The sequence below is a fragment of the Candidatus Erwinia haradaeae genome (genome assembly GCF_900698935.1).
GTDB lineage: Bacteria > Pseudomonadota > Gammaproteobacteria > Enterobacterales > Enterobacteriaceae > Erwinia_E > Erwinia_E haradaeae_D.
This window is the reverse complement of the sequence record NZ_LR217715.1, coordinates 630,290-654,599: the sequence shown is the minus strand read 5'-3', so window position 1 is coordinate 654,599 and position 24,310 is coordinate 630,290. Positions and strand designations below refer to the sequence as shown.

General features: G+C 34.4%; 16 protein-coding genes. 9 read left to right on the top strand and 7 right to left on the bottom strand.

The annotated features are described in order from the left end of the window. Window positions 1–191: 191 nt before the first annotated feature. The 3 genes from tgt to secF all read left to right on the top strand — a co-directional run bounded on the left by tgt (window position 192) and on the right by secF (window position 4,926). Window positions 192–1,319 carry a tRNA guanosine(34) transglycosylase Tgt gene (gene tgt, locus ERCIKOCA2762_RS02055; protein WP_157988545.1) on the top strand — a complete coding sequence of 376 codons (1,128 nt, stop codon included), beginning with the start codon at window positions 192–194 and terminating at the stop codon, window positions 1,317–1,319. Between the two features lie 804 nt (window positions 1,320–2,123). Then, entirely contained in the window at window positions 2,124–3,959 is a 1,836-nt protein-coding gene (gene secD / locus ERCIKOCA2762_RS02050) for a protein translocase subunit SecD (protein WP_157988544.1), read from the top strand. Window positions 3,960–3,987: 28 nt separating this feature from the next. Further along, window positions 3,988–4,926 (top strand): protein translocase subunit SecF, encoded by a 939-nt coding sequence (gene secF, locus ERCIKOCA2762_RS02045; RefSeq protein ID WP_157988784.1) that lies wholly within the window; start codon window positions 3,988–3,990, stop codon window positions 4,924–4,926. A 25-nt stretch (window positions 4,927–4,951) separates the two neighbouring features. On the opposite strand, the gene prmC is transcribed toward secF, so the two are convergent. Together prmC and prfA are read right to left on the bottom strand one after the other, a co-directional pair. Next, the gene (gene prmC, locus ERCIKOCA2762_RS02040) at window positions 4,952–5,782 is read right to left on the bottom strand and encodes a peptide chain release factor N(5)-glutamine methyltransferase (RefSeq protein ID WP_157988543.1); all 831 of its coding nucleotides are present in this window, start codon (window positions 5,780–5,782) and stop codon (window positions 4,952–4,954) included. Continuing rightward, window positions 5,779–6,864, bottom strand: coding sequence for a peptide chain release factor 1 (gene prfA / locus ERCIKOCA2762_RS02035; protein ID WP_157988542.1), 1,086 nt, complete (start codon window positions 6,862–6,864; stop codon window positions 5,779–5,781). The genes prmC and prfA overlap by 4 nt, the downstream gene beginning before the upstream one ends. A 1,306-nt stretch (window positions 6,865–8,170) precedes the next feature. Here prfA and lolB point away from each other — a divergent pair. The 4 genes from lolB (at window position 8,171) to ERCIKOCA2762_RS02015 (ending at window position 12,945) form a co-directional block, all read left to right on the top strand. Continuing rightward, entirely contained in the window at window positions 8,171–8,791 is a 621-nt protein-coding gene (gene lolB, locus ERCIKOCA2762_RS02030) for a lipoprotein insertase outer membrane protein LolB (RefSeq protein ID WP_157988541.1), read from the top strand. Window positions 8,792–8,803: 12 nt separating this feature from the next. After that, window positions 8,804–9,670 carry a 4-(cytidine 5'-diphospho)-2-C-methyl-D-erythritol kinase gene (gene ispE / locus ERCIKOCA2762_RS02025; RefSeq protein WP_157988540.1) on the top strand — a complete coding sequence of 289 codons (867 nt, stop codon included), beginning with the start codon at window positions 8,804–8,806 and terminating at the stop codon, window positions 9,668–9,670. Window positions 9,671–9,954: 284 nt separating this feature from the next. After that, window positions 9,955–10,902, top strand: coding sequence for a ribose-phosphate pyrophosphokinase (locus ERCIKOCA2762_RS02020; protein WP_157988539.1), 948 nt, complete (start codon window positions 9,955–9,957; stop codon window positions 10,900–10,902). Window positions 10,903–12,180: 1,278 nt separating this feature from the next. After that, window positions 12,181–12,945 carry an MlaA family lipoprotein gene (locus ERCIKOCA2762_RS02015; protein WP_157988538.1) on the top strand — a complete coding sequence of 255 codons (765 nt, stop codon included), beginning with the start codon at window positions 12,181–12,183 and terminating at the stop codon, window positions 12,943–12,945. A gap of 1,043 nt (window positions 12,946–13,988) precedes the next feature. On the opposite strand, the gene tyrS is transcribed toward ERCIKOCA2762_RS02015, so the two are convergent. After that, window positions 13,989–15,275 (bottom strand): tyrosine--tRNA ligase, encoded by a 1,287-nt coding sequence (gene tyrS / locus ERCIKOCA2762_RS02010; protein ID WP_157988537.1) that lies wholly within the window; start codon window positions 15,273–15,275, stop codon window positions 13,989–13,991. Window positions 15,276–16,132: 857 nt separating this feature from the next. Here tyrS and kdsA point away from each other — a divergent pair. After that, complete coding sequence (gene kdsA, locus ERCIKOCA2762_RS02005; protein ID WP_157988536.1) at window positions 16,133–16,987, top strand: 3-deoxy-8-phosphooctulonate synthase; 855 nt, start codon at window positions 16,133–16,135, stop codon at window positions 16,985–16,987. A 300-nt stretch (window positions 16,988–17,287) separates the two neighbouring features. On the opposite strand, the gene lysS is transcribed toward kdsA, so the two are convergent. Together lysS and prfB are read right to left on the bottom strand one after the other, a co-directional pair. Next, entirely contained in the window at window positions 17,288–18,832 is a 1,545-nt protein-coding gene (lysS, locus tag ERCIKOCA2762_RS02000; protein WP_157988535.1) for a lysine--tRNA ligase, read from the bottom strand. Between the two features lie 12 nt (window positions 18,833–18,844). After that, complete coding sequence (gene prfB, locus ERCIKOCA2762_RS01995) at window positions 18,845–19,942, bottom strand: peptide chain release factor 2 (RefSeq protein ID WP_157988534.1); 1,098 nt, start codon at window positions 19,940–19,942, stop codon at window positions 18,845–18,847. Between the two features lie 1,237 nt (window positions 19,943–21,179). Between prfB and tpiA the strand changes: the two genes are divergently transcribed. Beyond that, entirely contained in the window at window positions 21,180–21,950 is a 771-nt protein-coding gene (gene tpiA / locus ERCIKOCA2762_RS01990; RefSeq protein WP_157988533.1) for a triose-phosphate isomerase, read from the top strand. A gap of 578 nt (window positions 21,951–22,528) precedes the next feature. Here tpiA and nth read toward each other — a convergent pair. Together nth and ERCIKOCA2762_RS01980 are read right to left on the bottom strand one after the other, a co-directional pair. Continuing rightward, entirely contained in the window at window positions 22,529–23,158 is a 630-nt protein-coding gene (gene nth / locus ERCIKOCA2762_RS01985; RefSeq protein WP_157988532.1) for an endonuclease III, read from the bottom strand. Between the two features lie 28 nt (window positions 23,159–23,186). Continuing rightward, the gene (locus ERCIKOCA2762_RS01980; protein WP_157988531.1) at window positions 23,187–23,852 is read right to left on the bottom strand and encodes an electron transport complex subunit E; all 666 of its coding nucleotides are present in this window, start codon (window positions 23,850–23,852) and stop codon (window positions 23,187–23,189) included. Window positions 23,853–24,310 lie beyond the last annotated feature (458 nt).

The following is a 24,310-nucleotide window of genomic DNA, read 5'->3' as shown; positions in this document are numbered from 1 at the left end:
ATTATTACGTTGTCAATTTATCCAAGCGCATAGTAAAGGTACGCACCTTAGATGGAGATATGATCTGTACATATGCAGTATTTTTTATAAGAATATATACACACCAGAAGCTATAAAGTGGACAGCATAGTTGTAATATTCTTGCAGTGTACATTAAGTTTCCGCAGGATTTTATCCTCAGGGGAGGAATTGTGAAGTTTAAATTAGATACTATGGATGGATGTGCTCGTCGCGGTCGTCTAATTTTTAAGCATGGTATAGTGGAAACTCCAGCATTTATGCCGGTTGGAACTTATGGTACAGTAAAAGGTATAAGTTCAGAAGAGCTTCACAAAATAGGTGCTCAAATAATTCTTGGTAATACATTTCATTTATGGCTACGTCCAGGTCCGCATGTTATTAAAATGCATGGTGATTTACATAATTTCATGCAATGGAAGGGGCCTATTTTAACTGATTCTGGTGGCTTTCAGGTGTTTAGTTTAGGACGTACGTGTTCTATTACTGAGAAAGGGGTATATTTTAAGAATCCTATTAATGGTGCGCCAGTTTTTATTAACCCAGAGAAATCAATAGAAATACAGTATGTTCTTGGTGCAGATATTTCTATGATTTTTGATGAATGCACACCGTATCCCGCTTCTTGGGGATACAGCAAAGAATCAATGGAAAGGTCATTACGTTGGGCAAAGCGTAGTAGGCATGCTTTTAATATATTAGGCAATACAAATTCTTTATTTGGTATTGTTCAAGGCGGTATTTATGAAGACTTAAGGAAGATATCGCTTAACGGTTTATTAGATATTGGATTTGATGGATATGCTATAGGGGGATTAGCTGTTGGAGAATCCAAAAAAGAAATGTATCGTATCGTTGGGTCTATGTGCTATCAACTGCCTCCAGAGAAACCAAGATATCTTATGGGTGTTGGTAAACCACAAGATTTAGTAGAGAGTGTTGTTCGTGGTATTGACATGTTTGATTGCGTGATGCCCACACGAAATGCTCGTAATGGATATCTTTTTGTTTCTCACGGCATAGTAAAAATTCGTAACTCAAAATATAAAGATGATACACTGGCATTAGATCCTCAATGTGGTTGTTATACTTGCCGACATTATAGTCGCTCTTACCTACATCATCTTGATCGTTGCAACGAAATGTTAGGGGCGCGTTTAAATACAATTCATAATCTATATTACTATCAACATCTAATGTTGAATTTACGCCAAGCAATTGCATCAGGAACTTTAGGGGACTTTGTAAGCGATTTTTATTCTCGAACCGGATATATTAAAGACAATGGATTGGTATATTGATTATGCGATGTATTAGTACACTTTATTTACCTTAGTATTTCTATTCACATAAATACTATAGAGGCTGTGCTATATCTTAGAGCATCCTAAATATTTTAGAGTGTCAAATGATGTATGGTGTGTGGTATTTTTCAGAAATAAATTCAGTAATGCATAAGTATGTACAAAACCAGTATAGTATGAGAATTCTTTAATAAATAATCATCTGATTATAAATTGCACTACTAACATTTTTTCACAAAATGAAAGTATTATACTTTCGCGTAAGTAGTATAAGCATATGTATGCTCAAGAGAGCAGTTAATCTCTAATGAAATGTGATCATGTCTACCAGATAGAGATACTGTATGTAATATTTAGATAATGCAAACATACCTGTTCTCGCACACAGTGGTTAGTACGTCTTTGATTCTTAATTACTTTCAGCATTCTTATGCTAATACTTTTAATACACAAGAGGTAAATTATGCAATGCAAACTCTGTTTTGTTTATGAAAAGTATATTGTTATCTCATAAAAGATATATCGCACGTCAACGATGTAGGTTTTTAATGATCTCTATTGCATTGTACGGATTACCGCATAATCTTCTGTGATACAGGTGAAAAGAGATCCAGAATTCAGTAGGATAATACCCTAAGAGGGTTTTTTATAAAAAATAATAGTTATCTAACTGAAATCGGTTAGATAATACACACTATGTATGGATGACAATATCGTGTTCAGTTAATTGTGTTCTGCAATAACTGTGTTGAAAAAATCAAAATCATAATACTGCATCTTTCTCTTCTTCAGGGCGCGATTGTGTTAAATCATTATCCTTTATGGAAGTATATCATGCTACTTTGTATATTATTTCTTGGTTTTTTGTATGCTATACCAAATTTATATGGAGAGGATCCGGCTATTCAAGTTACTGGCATGCGCGGTAGGATAGTAAATGATGCGTTGTTAGAACAGATCCAAAATGCCTTAAGAAAAGACAAGGTTCAGAGTAAATCGATTATTTGGCAATCTGGAGAAGTCTTAGCACGTTTTACGAATACTGAGCTACAATTAAAGGCGCGTGAAGTTATCAAGCAAGTAGTTGGAAAAAATTATATTGTCGCACTTAACTTAGTTCCAGCAACACCACGTTGGTTAGCTTGTTTATCTGCACAGCCAATGAAACTTGGTTTAGATTTACGCGGGGGGGTTCATTTCTTAATTGAAGTAGATACAGATATGTTAATGGACAAGATGCAGGAACAGAATTTTGAAAAATTACACACATATTTCAATCAACAAAACACTCGAGATATTCACATAAATAAAAGTTCTCAGCATAGGATAAATATACATTTTCGTGATGAAAATAGATGTAATATAGCGTATCAAGCGTTAGCTGCTTATAGCCCTGACATGTTTATTCGAAAGAGTGCAAATAATCTTTTAATGGTGGATATTAGCACCGATAAAATTCGGAAAATACGTGCAGATGCGGTACAACAAAATATTCACATTTTACGCAATCGCGTTACTCAGCTAGGTTTAGCAGATACTTTAGTGAAAAGACAGGGTGATAATTTTATCATAGTAGAGTTACCAGGTATTCAAGATACCGCACGAGCGAAGGAGATTCTAAGTGCTACAGCAATGCTGGAGTTTCGTTTAGTGCGCTTTCCAAGCAGTACCTATGATAGCATCTCAGATGACTATGAAGCTAAAGAGACACCAGAAGGACATGCAGTGATGCTGTATAAGAAGGCTATTCTGAGCGGTAACCACATTAATAATTCCTCGGTAAGCATAGATGAATACAATCAGCCACAAGTGAATATTGCTTTAGATAGCATGGGCGGTGATACGATGGCTGCCTTTACAAAAGATAATATTGGAAGAGTAATGGCTACGCTATTGATTGAATATAGAGATAGTGGCAAAAAAGACGCGCATGGTAAGTCTCTGCTAGAAAAGCACGAAGAGATTATCAATGTTGCCTATATTCAGTCGCCATTTAGTAATCACTTTCGTGTTAGCGGCATACATAATTCAAAAGAAGCACGCCAATTAGCATTACTTTTGCGGTCTGGTGCCCTCACCTCTCCTATTCGGATTACCGAGGAGCGCATTATTGGTCCAACTATGGCAGTACAAAATATCAAAAAGGGTTTAGATGCTTGTGCATATGGTCTCATTGCATGCATTGTGTTTATGGTGGTGCGATACAAACTCTTTGGATTAGTCGCCACTTGTGCATTATTAGCGAATTTAGTGCTCATTGTTAGCATTATGTCAATCTTACCTGGTGTTACTTTGACGATGCCTGGAATTGCTGGTATTGTTTTAACACTGGTAGTAGCGGTGGATGCGAATATATTAATTAATGAGCGTATTAAGGAAGAGCTACATAATGGGCGTTTTGCACAACATGCTATTTCTATGGGATACCAAGGGGCATTTTCCAGTATTTTAGATGCAAATATCACTACACTGATTAAAGTAATCATTTTGTACACAGTGGGTTCTGGTTCTATTCAAGGATTTGCGATTACAACTGCAATTGGTATAGCTACTTCTATGCTGACATCCATGATGGGAACTCGTGCTATTATTAATCTTATATATGGCAGAAAGCGAATAGATAGATTATCTATCTGAGGATAGCATATTAGTGAAAGATAAAAGCATGACGTACATACATGATAGATGTACAGTCATTAATTTTATGAAATGGGATAAGTTAGTTTTATGTGTGTCTGGAGTGTTATTAATAATTTCTATTATTATTATTCATACACGTGGTTTTCATTGGGGGATTGATTTTACTGGAGGAACTGTTATAGAGCTGCATTCTAAGCAACCAGTGCATCTAGATGTGATTCGCGTGAACTTGCAGCAAGCTGGTCTTATGGATATACAAGTACAAAATTTTGATAACAGTCATGATATAATAGTTTATTCTCCTGTCAAGGAAGGTAATCAAGATATAAAATTAAGAAATACAATTGTAAACATTATTAATCATTCTCTCCAAGAGAATGCTATTCTTAAACGTATTGAGTTTGTAGGACCTAGGGTGGGTAGTGAGCTGGTAATTACAGGTGGTATGTCTATACTATCTGCTTTGCTGGCTATTTTTTTATATGTTTCTGTTCGTTTTACGTGGCGGTTGGCTTTAGGTACAGTTCTAGCATTAATACATGATGTAGGGATCACTCTTGGTTTTTTGGCTTTAGGTAGTATAGAGATCGATTTAACTATTATAGCGTCTTTACTATCAGTGATAGGATATTCTTTAAACGACAAGATCGTTGTTTCAGATCGTATTCGTGAAAACTGTCGTAAAATTTCTGTTGATTCTGCTTTTGTAATTACTAACCTTTCGATCACACAAACGTTTAGTCGAACGATAATCACTTCAATCATTACTTTAATGATGGTATTAATTTTATTTATATTTGGCGGTGCAATGTTGCATGGTTTTTCGCTTACAATGATCATTGGTATCATTGTTGGTACGATTTCATCTATTTATGTTTCATCATCTTTAGCCTTAAAACTTGGTATGCAAACACAACATATGCTCTATCAGGAGATCAATACAGACATCGAAGGTGCACCATAAGATGAAAAGATTGTATATCTATAATTTACCGATATCTACCAAGGGTTACACGCTCATGACCACCGTAATCTTGAGCTGTTTTTATGTTTACAAATCCATATTTACGCATCATATGTCGAATGATATTGCCTTGCTGCCATCCATGCTCTAATAGTAACCAGCCGCCATGTATTAAATGTTTGCCAGCTTCTGCAATAATCAGTGCAATATCAGCTAAACCATGATTACCAGAAATCAACGCACTTTTAGGTTCAAATCGCAGATCTCCTTCTAAGAGATGTAAGTCAGAAATATCAATATAAGGAGGATTACTAACAATTATAGCAAATTTCTGATCCTGGATAGTAGAGAACCATCTTCCCAATCTAAAAGACGCATTATTGATACCTAATTTTAAAGCATTGTATTTAGCTAAATCTATTACAGAACGAATACAGTCTATCCCTAAAACATGACAATTTTTACGTTCGCTTGCTATTGCTAGTGCTATCGCACCGCTTCCGGTACCTAAGTCGAGTATAGAACAACTTGCATTAGTCATGCGTATTAATGTTTGTTCTACTACGATTTCAGTATCTGGGCGAGGAATCATTGTATCTGGTGTAACTTTCAATGGAAGAGACCAAAATTCACGTTCTCCAATTAAATACGCCATTGGTTCCCCGATAGCACGCCGTTCTACTAAGTTTGTGAGTGTCATTAAAGCGCAAGTGGTTAGAGTACTATCATCATAGGCCATTAACCAAGCTCTAGATTTACCAGTTACCATCCCCAATAGGATCTCTAAGTCTCTTTTGGGTTTGTCACTATTAACTAGCTGTTTTTTTGCAGTATGCATCCAATCGCTGATCTTCATTCATTATTTTCAGACAGGGCTGCTAACTGATCTGCCTTGTGTTCTTGTATGATAGGTGCAATCAGGGCATCTATTTTCCCTTCCATTACTTCATTTAAACGATATATTGTAAGATTAATCCGATGATCTGTTATTCGTCCTTGTGGAAAATTATAAGTACGATTGCGATCAGAACGATCACCACTACCGAGCAGATTTCGCCTTGTTGATGCTTCTTCCTGCTGACAACGAGTTTTTTCCGCTGCATGTATGCGTGAAGCAAGAACTGAAAGTGCTTTTGCTTTGTTTTTATGTTGAGAACGTTCATCTTGACATTCTACCACTATGCCGCTGGGAAGATGTGTGATGCGGATTGCTGAGTCAGTGGTATTTACGTGTTGACCACCAGCCCCGGAAGAACGAAAAGTATCAATCTTTAAATGCTCTGGATTGATGGTGGAAAGCACAAGCTGTGGGAGTTCAGGCATAACGGCTACTGTACAAGATGACGTATGCACACGACCTTGAGACTCTGTTTCTGGTACGCGTTGTACGCGATGACCTCCTGATTCAAATTTGAGACGTCCATAAGCTCCTACACCAATAACTTTAGCAACGATTTCTTTATAACCGCTGATTTCTCCTTCATGAACACTGATCACAGAAATTTTCCAGCATTGTGCTTCAGCATAACGACTATACATCCGGAATAAATCACCTGCGAATATTGCTGCTTCATCACCACCAGTTCCAGCGCGAATTTCTAAATAACAATTTCTTGCGTCATGAGGATCTGTTGGTAATAACAACATATGTATCTTCTTTTCTAAATCTTTATTTTTTTTATGTAAAAGAACTAGTTCTTCCTGAGCTATTTCGTGCATTTCAGAATCATTTAGCATATTTTCAGAGGTTTTGATTTCTTCTTGATTTTTGCGCCATTGATAGAAGTATTTGCTAATATGATGTAGCTGAGAGTATTCACGTGATAGTGTACAAAAACGTTCTTGATCGGCAATAATAGTAGGATCGCCTAACATATTTTCAATTTCTATATGTCTTTCCTGTAATAATTCTAATTTAGCAATGATCGAACTTTTCATTTGTATCTTTATACCTTATGAAGGTAGTTGGAGCACGATGAGTTAAGTGTGATAATTGAACATTAATTATAAAACATGATCTATTTCTAGTATAGATATACAATATCATTGTTTTGTATGCAGGTAGTTCAATTAGCACATAAATATATTGTGACTCTGGTAGTCAGTCATTTTGCAGACTATACAGATCTGGAATCACTATTGTATATAGTCATTAATAGATCATATCGTGATTAAGATAAATAATAGTGATGCTTCGCAATATCTGTTATAGGAAATCTATTCATAATAGCAATGACTGTTAATAGACGATAACGTTGAAAATTGTTAGTTGCGATGATCTACTTGTCTCATTGTAATTATTACTATCGTGATTCTATTCTAATCTATCTCATCTGATCGTTAATGTTGATAACAATAAGAAATTTGATTAGTTAAGTCACGTCATGTGTATTTAATCTTCCTTCTCTTTCTCTAACCATTGGAGAATATTAGGATATTTATGAACGTGGTGATAACAAATGGCGCGACTGAATATGAGGATAGTTTTATGGATGTATCTGATATATTCCTGTTTTATTCTTGATCAAGTATGTCTAATTAATGTAGATTTTTTATCTATTTTTGTCCTATAGTATGACTATATATATCCCAGGTAGGTATGCTTTGATTTAACTATAGGTAGTGTTATAGCTAGAAAGTTTCTAGATTTTAACATAAGCGGATGTTGAGTGCTTAGTTAGTGATAATTTGATTTATAGTTCGTTTGTTAATCAGTCTTTGTAAGCACATAATCCATACTTCATGATTATAAAATATTAGAGTAGTCGCACTGAGAGAACCGGTATCACAGTAGTGTATAGCGATATGTAGCATAGTATGCTATTGTATATCAGTGAGAGATGGCTAGATAAGTAGCTGTTTTTTTCGATAATCAAGATTACCGATATCATAGATATATTTTATGCAATATCGGTCTAGGATCAAATTCTTTTTCTCCACTCTCTAGATCAAACATTGAATAGTGCTATGCGCACTTAGACAGTTTGTTTTCTTTGATAATAGAATGTAATAATTTTATTAGTTCAAGAACTTCTATCAGACAAATTACACCTTATAAGATAAGGCCAATATATTCATATCGTTGTAATCCAATCAAATTTATGATTTTATTTTTAATACTGGTAAAAAAAGTAATCGCTCTATTTTCCGTTATTACTGTGATGAAAGGCACAGGTTGTCAAATTACTAACTATGGTTACTGGCGATAATGTTCTCTTCATTAGTTATTCTAAGGAAATTTTTCATGATGTTAGCAGTATATCGTTTTATAGTGCAGTTTGTTTTTTTTTCTAGTAGTTTATTAACCGCTTGTAGTCAATATCCAGCACAGAACCCAATAGATCGACAGAAAATCACTTCACTATGGCCTATTCACGAAAAATTAGTGCAACAAATTACTCACTATCAAACTCATGGTACATTATCTGGATTTTCTGGTCATCATAAAATATTTATTCGTTTTTATTGGCAACAAACATCACCTTATCATTATAAATTAATTTTTATTAATCCACTAGGTGCGACAGAATTACAGTTAATTCAGGAGGGCGCCATAGTACAAATTATGACTCAGAAAGCTAAATATGTGATTAGCGAGAAACATGCAGAACAGGTGATATATAAATTAACTGGGATGCATATTTCACTAGAAAATTTTCGTCAATGGATTATGGGGCTACCTGGTAATTCTACTGATTTTAAATTATACGAACAGCATCTTCTGAGGCGAGTATACTTTAATGACGTTAGTAAACGTTTGTACATAGTTTATCTAGCATATAAAAAAGAATTTGGACTACCGTTAATGCCTACTAGAATAGAAGTACATCAAGATAAAAAATACATTCAGTTAAAGATAGATTAACAGGAATATTTTGTGATTACTAAATGGCCTGCCCCAGCAAAATTAAATTTATTTCTCTATATTACGGGTCGGAGACCAGATGGATACCATGACCTTCAAACGTTATTCCAACTTCTTGAGTATGGGGATACTTTAACGATTGAGCACAACCGCAGCGGCGATTTGCAATTATTAACCCCATTACCAGATGTAACAGAAGATCAAAATCTTATCATGCGTGCAGCAAAAATCTTGCGTGATCAGGCAAAATTGCGCGGCACCTTACCGGATAAAGCTGGCGCGATTTTTCAGTTAGAAAAACGACTCCCGATTGGTGGAGGATTGGGTGGTGGGTCATCAAATGCGGCTACGGCGCTGGTGGCACTGAATTATTTATGGGGTGCTCGGTTTACTACAGCACAGTTAGCAGCGTTAGGGTTACAACTTGGTTCTGATATACCTTTTTTTATTTATGGTTCATCTGCCTTGGCCGAGGGGGTAGGGGAGCTTCTGACCCCAATTGCACTGAACGAAAAATGGTATCTAGTGGTGTATCCTGGTATTAGTATTAGCACCGATCAAGTTTTTAAAGATCCCTTATTAACGAGAAATACTCCGTATCGTTATATGAAAGACTTATTGTTGAATAGATTTATGAATGATTGTGAGTGTGTTGTGAGAAATATTTTTCATGAGGTGGAGTGGCTGATTTCTGTGCTAAATCCATATACTTTACCGCGCTTAACTGGCACGGGCTCTTGTGTTTTTGCAGAATTTTATACCGAATCTGCTGCTCGGTCTATTTTAGAGAAACTTCCTACGGAATTTCAAGGGTTTGTGGCCAGAGGATTAAATATTTCTCCGTTATATCATATTTTAAGAGAGTATAGATCACAGTAAAAGACGTCTCATAATATTGTGATTATGATTCTTATGATACCGTGGTTTTATTTCTTTGATGCATTAGTGTGCATCAAAGGTATGAGCTTATTTTTCCCGTAGTAGCTACTCATGACAATCTACATCTTTAGCAGATATAGTAAAAAGTAAATTCATAAAGCGAAGGGCTTTTAATATAGTATTAAGGATATTATCGCTCAATTTTTAATGTGACGATATACATTATTTTACCAGTATGCTACTTAGTATTGCATTAGCTGGATGTAAACTACGAGGTTCTTCTTGTGCCTGACATGAAGCTTTTTGCTGGTAACGCGATTCCGGAGCTAGCGCAACGTGTGGCTGAACGTCTTAATAGCACTCTTTGTAATGCTACTGTAGGTCGTTTTAGCGATGGTGAAGTAAGTGTACAAATTAATGAGAATGTACGTGGTGGTGATATTTTTATAATCCAGTCTACTTGTGCACCTACTAATGATAATCTCATGGAATTAGTAGTTATGATAGATGCTCTCCGTCGTGCCTCCGCTGGTCGTATTACTGCAGTTATTCCATATTTTGGATATGCCCGCCAAGATCGTCGAGTGCGCTCTGCTCGCGTTCCCATTACAGCAAAAGTGATTGCTGATTTTCTATCTAGTGTCGGTGTAGATCGAGTGTTAACTGTGGACTTGCATGCTGAACAGATCCAGGGTTTTTTTGATGTTCCAGTAGATAACGTTTTCGGTAGTCCCATTCTTTTAGAAGATATGTTGAAGATAGGCTTTGAAAACCCTATTGTTGTTTCTCCAGACATTGGGGGAGTAGTACGTGCCCGCGCAATTGCTAAATTACTTAATGACACTGATATGGCTATTATTGACAAACGTCGTCCACGTGCTAATGTATCCCAAGTGATGAATATTATCGGTGATGTAGCAGGGCGAGACTGTGTGCTAGTGGATGATATGATTGATACTGGAGGAACTTTATGCAAAGCAGCAGAAGCATTAAAGTATCGAGGTGCAAAACGTGTATTTGCATATATTACTCATCCAATTTTTTCAGGAAATGTAGTAAATAATTTAAGAAATTCAATGCTCGACGAGGTGGTTGTATGTGATACGATCCCTTTACCACCGGTAATTAAAGAATTACCTACTGTACGTACGCTCACCTTATCAGGAATGTTAGCTGAAGCGATTCGTCGTATTAGTAATGATGAATCCATTTCAGCAATGTTCGAGCATTAACAATATTTAATGTTAGTATGTTTTATAGAGATTGCTCGAACAGCGAAAATGTGCTGATTAAAGCGCTTACTGCTAGGTGTTTTACAAGTTATTTAACAGTAGTCGAATGTATATTTTATAGGTATCATCGATATAGTATCATAATACTATGCTTGTGAAATACTAAGTATTTATAATTTATGCTAGCGTGATACGATACTTACAATATAGTTATTAATATTGTTCGTATTATATTAGATAGTCTCATAAGACTCAAATAAACAGTATGGTTAATTCTCGTAGAAATATCATTAGCCTCAGAGAATGCATTTATAGCAACTGTAGCGTATTCAGTCCGTGTGCGTATCTTCATTAGGTGAATTTGTGCCTGAATTAGATATTATAGAGCGTAATTGGAATTTTTTTGGATTTTCACTCATGGTTTTTAGAGAGTCCGAGTATTTATAGTAATTTGATTACTGCTAGAACATTATGTGATAGGCGTGTATTGTATTGTTGCTTTAAGATGGACTGCAAGGCTCATAGACTAGTATATGCAATACAGCACGGTGTCTATTGTATTTATAGATAGGAATGCTTTCTTCGTAATTCTCTGTGGTAATTTATTTAAAAGATACGAAATCTAACTATACATGGTATTTATAGATTAATATTTTTAATACCTCATCTCAGTATAACAATAATAAATCTGGCTATAGTTTGAGAGAAACTTTATAATCAAAATGTTAGCATACAAATTTTTTCTAAAAATTTTTTAAGATATTAATTTCTTCAACTTTTAGTAGTTCAATGCAGACAGCTAGTTGTAGGAACAAGATTTATACCAACATGATTTCAGTTATGTCTGCGTGGTGAATCTGGTAGTTTTTAAACAAACAGAAAAACGCATATTATTGTGTGAAATTCACAATATGAACTGTGCTATGCACGTTTTTTTATTTTTTAGAATGGTGAGTTTTAGATGCTTTAGAATATATAGGTTGACCAGTTTTAGGGGTTTACACGTACTATTAAGTAGATGTAGAAATACGTATATAATATATAATATAACAGAACACATCTATTTTATATCCCTTCTGTCAGACTGTATACTACTATATAGTGTAATATTCCCTCTGTATAGTTTCAATCGCGAACATATAGTTTTTAGTTTGGAAGCCATCATTAGCATGTATAGTACAAAACACTTGGTGTTGAATATAGACCAGTGGTCTGTGCGTACATATCTTATGTGTATAATGCAAGTAACGCTTATGTTTTTGTGTGGAAATCTCCTCTATGAATTATCAGCTTACACGTTTAACATTGCTAGGATTACTCATGACGAGCTGTATTAGTCATCCAGTGATACACGAAACGACAGGAGAGTGTTTAGATCCTTTAGAGAAATTTAATCGTATAATATTTCACTGGAACTATAATATTCTAGATCCATATATTATACGTCCATTAGCATTATTATGGCGAGAGTTTATACCTCTTCCTGTTCGTTATGGTCTTATTAATTTTACTAGTAATATTAGCGAACCAAGTTCCATGGTTAATTATTTGATTGAAGGTAATCCATATCAGGCAGGGTTACACTTTAATCGGTTTTTTCTTAACACCCTGTTAGGTATGGGTGGTTTTATTGATGTCGCAAGCATGGCTAATCCTAAATTAGAGAAACAAGAGAACCGCGCATTTGGTAGCACCCTTGGTTATTACAATGTAGGGTATGGAATCTATATCGTGATGCCTGGTTATGGAGGATTTACCCCCCGTGAGGATCTTGGTTGTTTAGTAGATTATATGTATTTTCCGTTTAGCTGGTTTACTTGGTGGATGTCTGCAAGCAAGTGGTTACTAGAGGGAGTTGAGCGTCGTGCTCAACTGTTAGATTATGATTTGATGATCAAAGAAGTTAAAGACCCTTACGTTTTTATGCGCACAACTTATTTTCAACATTATGATTTTTTAGCTAGACATTCGTATCCAACTGTTCAACATAATGAAAATAACAAAGTCATACAGAGCATGATGACTGAGATTGATACACCCTAATAGTGCTATACCAGTATTTATACTATAGGTAATATCTGTCTCAATAGAGTAGTCCATTATTAACATGCTCTTAAAACACCACCAGAGTTATCAGCGATATATGTCAAAAAGTATTATATCTATTGAGCTTAGCACATGACTGTACAAATTATAGTGGATCACTTGCTGTACGTGTTTCATCTTATGCGCGATATTCAAGAATAGTATATTTTAAGTTGTGAGGTAGGATTGATGAGCTCATGCATATGTATGGTGTATTGCGTACACTCAAATTTATATTCGATTGACGACAACTCATGCAGTAACATAATTTTGTCTACTATTAATATCAAAGACTTTCTTAGCGCAGTGCATGTAGTTATTAATAATACTATATCTTTATATGTCGCTATATGACCTCGGTATTGAGTACCTTGCTTTATGAATTATGCACATATAGCATAAGAAGAGTTATTCAAGATATGTCTCTATCTACGCTATATCATAGTATGTGACGCACGCTTAGCGTAGATGTATTAAAGCTATATATCATTTATTTGATAAATATCTAAACAATCTATAAGCGCACTGGATGACTAGGTTCATGCTATGTAGTGAATACTTGAAAATATAGATCATCATACAAGCAATATTTTATAGCACAGAAGTACGCATCAGGGGTTAACTGCGTTTTGTAATAAGACAACTATATTCCTGCAGCATGGATGTTCAAGTATATCACACATGTGTGTCTTTTATTTGTGTACAGTCAAATTTTGTTATGGTCCGTATAGATTATTATTTGAGACAAATCAGGGAGGAAGGACATGGACTATTGCGGTGATGGTTGGTCTTGATATAATTTGATCAATATATATAGATCATGTCATATTTTTAATGTTTGGAAAAGGGTGATTTAGTTTCTATTTATAAAGAGTTTTGATAGGGTAGAATGTGTATATGTAATATTTAGTGGATAATTTCAAGATTCATTCATTTAAGAGAAAAAGATGAAACCTTGCTGCGGGAACAAAACTATTGCTGTCTGAACCTGATGTTTTTATTTATGCGTTGTCCGTGATCCAACTAATTATTCTATAATTTTTCTTTCCTCGACATAGTACTGTGTACTGTCCAAATAGATGGTCTATTTTATCAAAAATATACTTACTGCCAGTTTGTAGGTGACCGTTTATACTAATGGATTTAGCAGTAATTAACTGGCGCGCTTGGCTGCGTGAAGTGGCTAATAAAGTATCCACTAGTGCTTGTTGTAAGTCTTGACCTACTTTCAATGTTATGGTGTGGATGCCGTCTTGTATTAACTGCTTAATGTCCTGTTCTGTTAAGTCTGTAATCTTTCCATAGAATAAACTGTGAGTAATACGACGCGCGGAAGTTAAACCCTGTTCTCCATGAACTAATTTTGTCATAAGTGCAGCCAGTATGCCTTGTGCAGATGGAGCTTGATTGCTGCTGTTATCTTTTTTCTGGAGAGCCTCAATATCATCAATACTCATGAAAGTAAATATTTTTAAAAAACGATATACATCTGAGTCAACAGTAGTCATCCAGAATTGGTAAAATTGATATGGACTAGTTTTTTGAGGATCTAACCACACCGTTCCCCCTTCAGTTTTACCGAACTTAGTACCATCATATTTTGTAAGTAATGGTAAAGTCATACCGAAAACCTGTGTCTTATTTAAACGACGGGATAAGTCGATACCAGAGGTAATATTCCCCCATTGATCTGATCCACCAATCTGTAAGATGGCGTGATGATTTGCATTTAAATATGCAAAGTCATAAGCCTGTAATAGATTATATGCAAATTCAGTAAAAGAGAGGCCTTGATTGGTTGTCTGAAGACGTTTCTTTACTATCTCTTTATTAATCATTTGGTTAACAGAAAAGTTTTTACCAATGTGGCGTAAAAAGTGAACTATATTCATATTGTAAAACCAGCTATAATTATTGATGATAATCGCACTATTTTCACTGCACTGAAAGTCTAAAAACTTAACGATTTGCAAAGAGAGAGATGCTACCCAGGAATCTACTGTATTTTTAGTATTTAGTTTACGTTCGCCTATTTTAAAACTAGGATCACCTATGAGACCAGTAGCACCTCCTACTAAGATAATGGGTTTGTGACCGGCATTTTGAAAATGTTTTAGACATAGTAATGGTATTAAATGCCCTACATGTAAGCTATTAGAAGTTGGATCAAATCCACAATAAAGTACTATTTTTTGTTGTGCTAAAATTTGCTCCAAAGTATTTTCATTAGAAATCTGGGTTACTAACCCTCTTTCTCTTAATGTATTTATTAGGTTTTTCCTAGACATCTTAGACTCCATTTATGTATTCATATTAGCTTTACCTAATCTATAAGAGAGAATAACACTCTTTCTTGGTCTACACTCAGATTAGCGAGAAAAGCAATTGTTTTATGAAAGCAATTCATCATATGTCTGATATATGATCTCGAAATGCTGATGAATGTTAGAGGATAAGAACCAGTTATTTTCGGTTCTCACGTATTGCATAACGCATGATCAGTGTACTTATCTATAAATTGTAATTAGTATATAGATGATTATATCATCTAGTTTTATCTCATCGTATGGAACAATGAATGTATATAGTTGATGACTATCCACATCTTATTGTTTTGCGTCACATATTTTATTCTACAATTTACACTGTTCTAGAATAGTTAGTATTGAAGAAGATAGGCAATAATACAAAACTTTTATTAGATATACTTAAATGTGCATGATAGTTAGTTGGCGTATAAGAACATCTGTTAGGTCAATGATAACATGTGTATAATAGAAATACGTGATGCATAAAAGTAAAATCCTGAATCATACTTTTATAGAAAATTCATATTTCTTGAAAAACCTAATGTTGCTCACATCAATCCTCTTGGGTGTTTTTTAGGAACTGCAACCATCCACATATAAGGTTTCTTTAGATATTTCCAGTAATCATGCAAGCTTTGTATTTTATTTTTTTAAACAGCTTTAGCGTATAAAACGCTATTGAGAGTATATATGAAAATTAAAATTTTCTTTCATGATGTGCATTTATGGTGAAGTGATATGTGAATCATAAATAAATCTTTTTTGTGATTCTTCGAAGATATGACATAATCATAAACTCTTAAGAGATCTCAATATGCTTACACATCGGTGCATAAATGAAACATAAAATAGTCAATATTGGTCATATTAAAGTATCTAATAACTTACCTAGTGTATTGTTTGGAGGTATGAATGTTCTAGAATCGCGTGATCTAGCCATGAAAGTTTGCGAGCATTATGTCATGGTAACAGAAAAACTCAAGATGCCTTACGTATTTAAGGCGTCTTTTGATAAAGCAAACCGTTCTTCGATGAACTCTTATCGTGGTTTAGGATTAGAAGAAGGTATGTCAATATTTCAGGATATTAAAAAAAATTTTGAAGTTAAAATTATGACAGACGTACACGAAATCAGCCAGGTTCAGACAGTAGCGAATATCGTAGATGTTATTCAATTACCCGCCTTTCTTGCACGTCAAACGGATTTAATTGATGCAATGGCAAAAACTGGCTCCGTCATTAATGTTAAAAAACCACAGTTCATCAGTCCATGGCAAATAGGAAATATTATTAATAATTTTGCGCAAGGAGGAAATGAAAAGATTATTTTATGCGATCGTGGTGTAAGTTTTGGTTATGATAATCTTGTTGTGGATATGTTAGGTTTTAATATCATGAAAAAAGTATCAAATAATCATCCTATCATCTTTGATGTCACGCATTCTTTGCAATGTCGTGATCCAATGAGTATGGTCTCTAGCGGAAGGCGATCGCAGATTAGTGAACTAGCTCGTGCTGGTATTGCAGTTGGTATTGCAGGTCTATTTATTGAAGCTCACCCATGTCCATCTCAAGCAAAATGTGATGGCCCTTCAGCATTACCGCTTGACAAATTAGAGCCTTTTTTAGTGCAGATACAGGCTATTGATGATTTAGTAAAAAGTTTTCCTGATCTGGATACGAGTATTTAAAATACACTAATTTTATTGCATGATGGTCATGAGGTTTTAAGATATTTTGATATGTATAACATTTGTTATAATTGGAATCATGATTTGTGCTTTTTAATCTCAAGCCTATGCGAAATTCATATATATATAGTTATAAACAGATTTTTCCATGCATAGTTTAGAGAAAATATATATCAATGACTCGATATGGATATCGCAGGATACGAATCCTTGTACTTAGCATTTTAAAGTGTGTGCAGTCATAGTCTATCGGTTAGTGAAACATGAAGATAGAACACGTATATTATGTGGAATCAACATTTACTTATCACTTTCTTTCTGCTTGTATTCTGGGCGCAGTAGCGGGAAGAGCATTACGTCACGAATAGCATGCATGTTAGTAAAAATCATGACCATTCTGTCAATACCAATTCCTACTCCAGCACATGGAGGTAACCCATATTCTAGTGCAGTGATATAATCCTCATCGTAGAACATGGCTTCTTTGTCACCTAGCGCCTCTTTAGCATGACTTTGCTGCAGAAATCGCTTTTTTTGATCTTCTGGGTCGTTTAACTCTGAAAACCCATTTCCAATCTCACGTCCGCCAATAAATAATTCAAAGCGGTCAGTAATTTCAGGATGAATATCATTACTACGTGCAAGTGGTGATACTTCAGCTGGATATTCTGTAATAAAAGTTGGTTGAATCAAGTTTTCTTCTACTGTTTTTTCAAAAATTGCCGTTATAACACGCCCCACACCCCATGTTTTTTCAACTGTGATATTTAAAGAATGAGCAATGTTTAATGAGGTCTCTATATTCTCTAGTTCTAATAAATTCATACCAATATTGTATTTTACAATGGACTCTTTCATAGTCATACATTCAAATGATTTTCCAAATTGTAACTGATGCTTCCCATATTGAATCATCATGCTGCCACAGATATCTTGCGCTAATGTGCGAAATAGAGTTTCAGTTAGAGTCATGAGATCCGTATAGTCACTATACGACATATAGAGTTCCATCATAGTGAATTCTGGGTTATGTCTCGGAGAAAGACCTTCATTACGGAAATTACGGTTGATTTCAAATACACGATCAAAACCTCCGACGATCAGGCGTTTGAGATAGAGTTCTGGAGAAATTCGTAGATACATATTAATATTTAAAGTATTGTGATACGTAATAAATGGACGAGCAGATGCACCCCCTGGGATGGCTTGCATCATGGGAGTTTCTACTTCCAAAAAATCACGATCTACCATAAATTTTCTTATGCCTGCTATTAGTTTTGAGCGAATTTGAAAAGTGTTTCGTACTTCTGGATTGGCAATAAGATCTAAATAACGTTGCCTATAACGAGTTTCTTGATCAACTAGCCCATGAAATTTATCTGGTAAAGGACGTAGAGATTTAGTTAAAAGACGTATTTGGTTGCAATAGATTGACAACTCACCAGTTTGAGTTTTAAATAAAATGCCACTAGCGCCAATGATATCTCCCAAATCAAATGTTTTAAAATGTTTAAAATAAGATTTGTCTAATGCATTATTATTCCGAGAGATATATAGCTGTATACGACCACCAATATCCTGCAATGTAATAAATGCAGTTTTTCCCATGATACGTCGTGTCATAATGCGTCCTGCAACGCTGACTGTAATATTAAGTAGTTCTAGTTCTTTTTGTTCTATGTGATCAAACTGACTATGTAGTTGTGCAGAAATATGCTTTCTGCGAAAATCATTTGGGAAAGCCACCCCTGTTTTGCGTATAGTTGCTAATTTTTCACGTCGTTTTTGTAATTCAGGATTACGATGGGGGGTGTTTTTAATATCTTTCCATGTTTTTTGTGACATATATTCTCCTAATTACAACCCTGCTTTTAAGCTTGCTTCAATAAAATGATCTAAATAACCATCCAAAACCTCCTGGGTATTACGTGTTTCTGTGTTAGTGCGTAAGTCTTTTATGCGTGAGTCATCAAGTACGTAAGAACGTATTTGGTTTCCCCAGGTAATTTCAGATTTACTTTCTTCTATTATTTTCTGATCTACTTTTTTCTTTTGCATGGTATATTCATATAATTTAGCTCGTAGTTGTTTGAATGCTTGATCTTTATTTTTATGTTGAGATCTGTCACTTTGACACCGTACAACAATATTAGTTGGTAAGTGAGTAATTCGGACTGCTGATTCAGTTTTATTAACATGCTGTCCGCCTGCACCAGAAGAACGATATACGTCGATACGTAAATCTGTAGGGTTGAGGAAAAGCTCGATAGTTTCATCAATTTCTGGATAAATAAATACAGAACTGAATGATGTATGACGTCGTCCGCCTGAATCAAATGGACTTTTTCGCACTAGTCGATGTATGCCGCTTTCGGTTCTAAACCAACCATATGCATAGTTTCCGATAATTTTAATCGTAGCGGATTTAGTACCGGAAACATCACCATGAGAGTCTTCGATGACTTCAATTTTAAAACCTTTTGTTTCAGCCGATCGTATATACATACGTAGCAGCATACCTGCCCAGTCTTGAGCTTCAATACCGCCAGAACCAGCTTGAATATCCATGTAGCAGTCGGCATTAACGTGCTCTCCTGTAAACATACATTGAAATTCCAGTAACTGTATTTTCTTGTCTAGAGCATCCAGTTCAGTAAACATTTCATTATAAAGTTCTTTTTCATCAGTTTCTATTATTAGTTCTAATAAACTAGACATCTCTTCTAACATTTTTTGTATTTGTTGCAAGATAGAAATTATTTCTAATAATGAAGAGCGTTCTTTCCCTAACGCCTGAGCTCGATTAGGCTGATTCCAGATATCAGATTTCTCTAATTCTGCATGTATTTCTTGAAGGCGTTCCTTCTTCATATTATAATTTAAAGTTTTTTTAAGTATGGCGTGACGTTGAATAAGATTCTGAATACGATGTTTGACTGCATGTATTTGACACATAATATGAATATCTTGTAAGATAAATAAAAGTAGAGAATACAATACTAGGATGTAGTATTCTAATAATATAGAGTCAATAGTGTGTAATCATTATACTGTATTCACGGAATACATTGTTAATTAAGAGTAGTTCACGCACATAAATAACATTATTTATTTTGAATATTTATTATAGTGACTAATAATGAATTACATAAATAAATCTTGAAGATATCATTCATAATATTATGGATTTTTTGTGTATATATCACTAGTGTTCAATAAATTAAAATTATAAAGTCTATACAATAGAACATGGATGTTGATTATATAATCCATCATATGAGATGAATCATATTGTATCATGTTGCGATTAGCATGTGTAATGAATCGTGTTTAAATAAGCTATGTTGATATAGTTGAAAGTGCTAATCAAATGATATAATCTCAGATGAGAAAGGTTTGGTACACCTATGAGGTTAAGGATGAAATAGCTGGTGCAAGAGCATATTGGATATACTAAATCATTCTGTAAAAGAGAGTCTGTGCTGATACAAAGTTATTCCTAAAAATGGCTAACTGGATACTTGGTTAAAGATCACACTAGTTTTTTGCTACTATATTAATATATGGATTGAGATCCGTGAATATAGATTATAGGGTACGTTTATCATGTTGTCATGGTTATGGAATTATACCGCAAAAGTAAAAATCGTTCTTGCTAAAGATACAACATAATTATGTTTAGAAGACTAGTGAAGTCGTAAGATATATCATTATTCCTAGTATATTGTATGTACGTTGCATAGCATGTACACAGTAAAATGTTTAACCGATAAATTACATATCAATGATCATTATTCTATGTACATAGTAACGCACAATACAAGAGAAGTATATTTTTATATCATGAAAGCCACAATACTTGTCATAAGTAACTATTCTATAAGATATTTTTATTTTGAAGTGTGATGATGCTAATCATGTGTATTGATAACAAAAGCTTAATTTTAAAGGTGTTCTGGAGATGTATTGAACATAATAGATGCTATAAGACAGAAATAGATTTATTATACATTTAAATTTTGTATGCGTATGTTATCGTTACAAGATTTTCAGAGATTATTTATATGTCACTAGACGTCACTAAAAAACATTTTCAGACATTTTCTCCATGTTTTTATAAGTAAGAAAATATGTATTTTATGAATCATAGAATGTTTATATATAAATCATTTTATTATGGAGGATAGCTGGTGTGGCTCATGCATTAGTCATTGGTAATTGGAAACTCAACGGAAGTCTTCACCTTGTAAGTACGATGCTTTTTGACTTACAGTACGCCCTCAGGGGTATTCAGAACTGTAAAGTAGTTATTGCTCCACCTGTCATATACCTTGGAAATGTCAAGCAAGCTATTTGCGATAGTTTCATTGAATTAGGTGCTCAGAATGTTGATATTCATGCATCCGGTGCATTTACTGGTGAAATTTCTTCTGCGATGCTAAAAGATATCGGTGTTAAATATGTCATTATTGGTCATTCTGAGCGTCGGATATTGCATTCTGAAACTGATCAGGTTATCGCAAGAAAATTTTATATGTTGAAAAAAGAGGGTCTTATCCCGGTTCTATGCATTGGAGAAACAGAAGCTGAATATCAAGAAGGTAAAACTAAAGAGGCGTGTGCTCGTCAAATTGATGTGATTATGCATGTACAAGGCTCCGAAGTTTTTAATGATGTAGTGGTAGCTTACGAACCGATATGGGCTATTGGAACAGGAAAGTCGGCACATCCAGAGCAAGTACAAGAAGTGCATTCATTTATTCGTACTTATATCACGCAAAAAAATGCAAACAAGGCCTCCTTGGTCACCATACAGTATGGCGGATCTGTTACGAGCAAGAACGCAGAAGCATTATTGGCGCAACCTGATATTGATGGTTTGCTAGTTGGTAGTGCATGTTTAAATATTGAGTCTTTTATAGAGATAATTCGCTTAGCGGCAAAACAAAAGCAAGTAGCATAATTATGATTACAATCATCTGATGATGATTGGGTGATCCTAATACTATCAATATATGATGTAATTTGATTTATCTTTTTATTAAGATCTTTCGTGATCTCTGTATGCGAGATAAAAATTTTTTCTAACGGGTACAGTAAAAATAATATAATTATATTAATTAGTACTTATTTTGTGTTAAGTGTATATTATTTTGACTCTCCACTGAGCATTCTTGTTACTTGATTGCATTAGAATTTCATCATGTTGTAGTTAATTTCTCTCTGTAATTTTGTAGTGGATCGGTCTATAAGCTGTAGCTTACACATATAACATCAAGATTAGTGCATTACACATATTTAGTTTATTTTTCTATCCTTTTACATTCAACCATGACTTAGAATAAGATATATGGCTATAACGTGTAACTATCTGTTTTGTTTTTATATCTTTTTGTACCACTTCATTAGCACAAGGCTACTTATAATCCCTACAATAGATGAGTCCGCTTCACTGATCTGTTTAAAAAAATGTATGGAATTATATTCCATGTACAATTCATTCAAATAATTAACAAATTTTGATGTATTGAACATTCACTACTAGTACTTGCTGGTAAATTCACATAGATCTTCTATGAGGCATACACCGCATTTTGGTTTGCGCGATAAGCATGTGTAACGACCATGTGAAACAAACCATTGATGACAGTTCATCTGAAATATTTTTGGTACGCATTGTAATAGTTTTTTTTCTACCTCTCTGACGCTTGCCCCTATTGCGAAACGAGAACGATTACATACGCGAAAAACATGCCTATCAACAGCAATAGTAGGTTGATGAAAAGCTTTATTTAATACCACACTAGCCGTTTTACGCCCAACACCTGGTAAAGACTTTAGTGCTTCCATATTATTGGGGACATCACCTCCATGTTTCTCTAGCAATATGTGACAGATATTAATGATATTTTTTGATTTTATATTATACAATCCTAGTGTTTTTATTTTGTTTTTTAGTCTCTCTATACCAAATTCAAGTAGTGTAGGAGCAGTATTAGCCCATGGATATAATCTAGACGTCACTTTATTTACACTAACATCTGTAGATTGCGCGGACAATACAGTAGCAATGAGTATCTCAAAAGGTGAGGTGCCATTCAGTTCTGATATGGGTTGTGGATCATGCTTTTGTAATCGCATTAAAATTTTTTTACGTATGTATTGATTCATGCTACACCTATAATATCATTTAAAATGATCAAACTGAGTCTACATTATTACTATTTCTATCTTTTATTTTTTGATCAACAAGATGCTTTAAGGCAAGTATTAGCCCGAGACCAATAAATGCACCCGGAGGTAACATTGCCAATAGAAAGGGACAATCCCAATGGATCACTTGTATTTTAATTACTTTAGCCCACGCTCCAAGCAATTGATCTGCACCATCAAATATTGTGCCATTACTAAGCATTTCACGTATCGAGCCTAATAACACCATAACGCTGGTGGCACCTAAACCAATGGCTATTCCATCTAGTGCTGATAAATAGACACTATATTTTGATGCTATAGCTTCTGCGCGACCTACTACAATACAATTAGTCACAATTAGTGGAATAAAGATACCCAAGGATTGATATAAACTATATGCATATGCATTAATTAACATTTCCATACAACTCACAACTGCTGAAATAATGACGACATAAATTGGAATGCGAATTGCAGAAGGAATCCAATATCGTGATAGGGATATAGCACTGTTTGTAGAAGTAAGCACTATGGTGGTGGCTAAACCTAAACCAAGGGCATTTGTCGCATTAGAAGTAACGGCTAATAACGGACAGAGACCTAGAAGTTGCACCAGCGCTGAGTTATTTTTCCAGAGCCCCCTAAGTATAAAAGCGTAGATCTGGTTCATTAATTTTTCCACACCCCCTTTATTTAGGAGAATATATTTCTTCTCGGCAGTGATATACATGGTATGATTTATGATATTACATATATAAGCAATATGTATATTCTTTAATTTTATATTTAAATATTGCTGTATATATATGTTAATGAACACTCATATCTCTATTTTTTAGGTACATATCAGAGATCATTATGTGTTTAGCAATGATCATCAGAGGTGTTAGACTAAAAATAAGATGGTTTAGTTTTCTATGATGACATCTAAAAATAATAAGATATAATATTTTTATTAATGTATTATTCACACACTTATCATACATATTACGTCTGTTCGTACACAGATTCTTAAATAATTTTAATACAACTGCAATTTATTTATGGCGTGTATTAATTATTAGTTTTATTCAAACCAACCTTGATTTCTATTAATAGGTTTATGACGAAAGATATGATGCCACTTGT

Bases quoted from the DNA above. Each gene is read 5' to 3' on its own strand.
- secF (WP_157988784.1), top strand. From the start codon at position 3,988: ATGACGTACATACATGATAGATGTACAGTCATTAATTTTATGAAATGG.
- prmC (WP_157988543.1), bottom strand. From the start codon at position 5,782: ATGAAGATCAGCGATTGGATGCATACTGCAAAAAAACAGCTAGTTAAT.
- prfA (WP_157988542.1), bottom strand. From the start codon at position 6,864: ATGAAAAGTTCGATCATTGCTAAATTAGAATTATTACAGGAAAGACAT.
- lolB (WP_157988541.1), top strand. From the start codon at position 8,171: ATGATGTTAGCAGTATATCGTTTTATAGTGCAGTTTGTTTTTTTTTCT.
- ERCIKOCA2762_RS02015 (WP_157988538.1), top strand. From the start codon at position 12,181: ATGAATTATCAGCTTACACGTTTAACATTGCTAGGATTACTCATGACG.
- tyrS (WP_157988537.1), bottom strand. From the start codon at position 15,275: ATGTCTAGGAAAAACCTAATAAATACATTAAGAGAAAGAGGGTTAGTA.
- kdsA (WP_157988536.1), top strand. From the start codon at position 16,133: ATGAAACATAAAATAGTCAATATTGGTCATATTAAAGTATCTAATAAC.
- lysS (WP_157988535.1), bottom strand. From the start codon at position 18,832: ATGTCACAAAAAACATGGAAAGATATTAAAAACACCCCCCATCGTAAT.
- prfB (WP_157988534.1), bottom strand. From the start codon at position 19,942: ATGTGTCAAATACATGCAGTCAAACATCGTATTCAGAATCTTATTCAA.
- nth (WP_157988532.1), bottom strand. From the start codon at position 23,158: ATGAATCAATACATACGTAAAAAAATTTTAATGCGATTACAAAAGCAT.
- ERCIKOCA2762_RS01980 (WP_157988531.1), bottom strand. From the start codon at position 23,852: ATGAACCAGATCTACGCTTTTATACTTAGGGGGCTCTGGAAAAATAAC.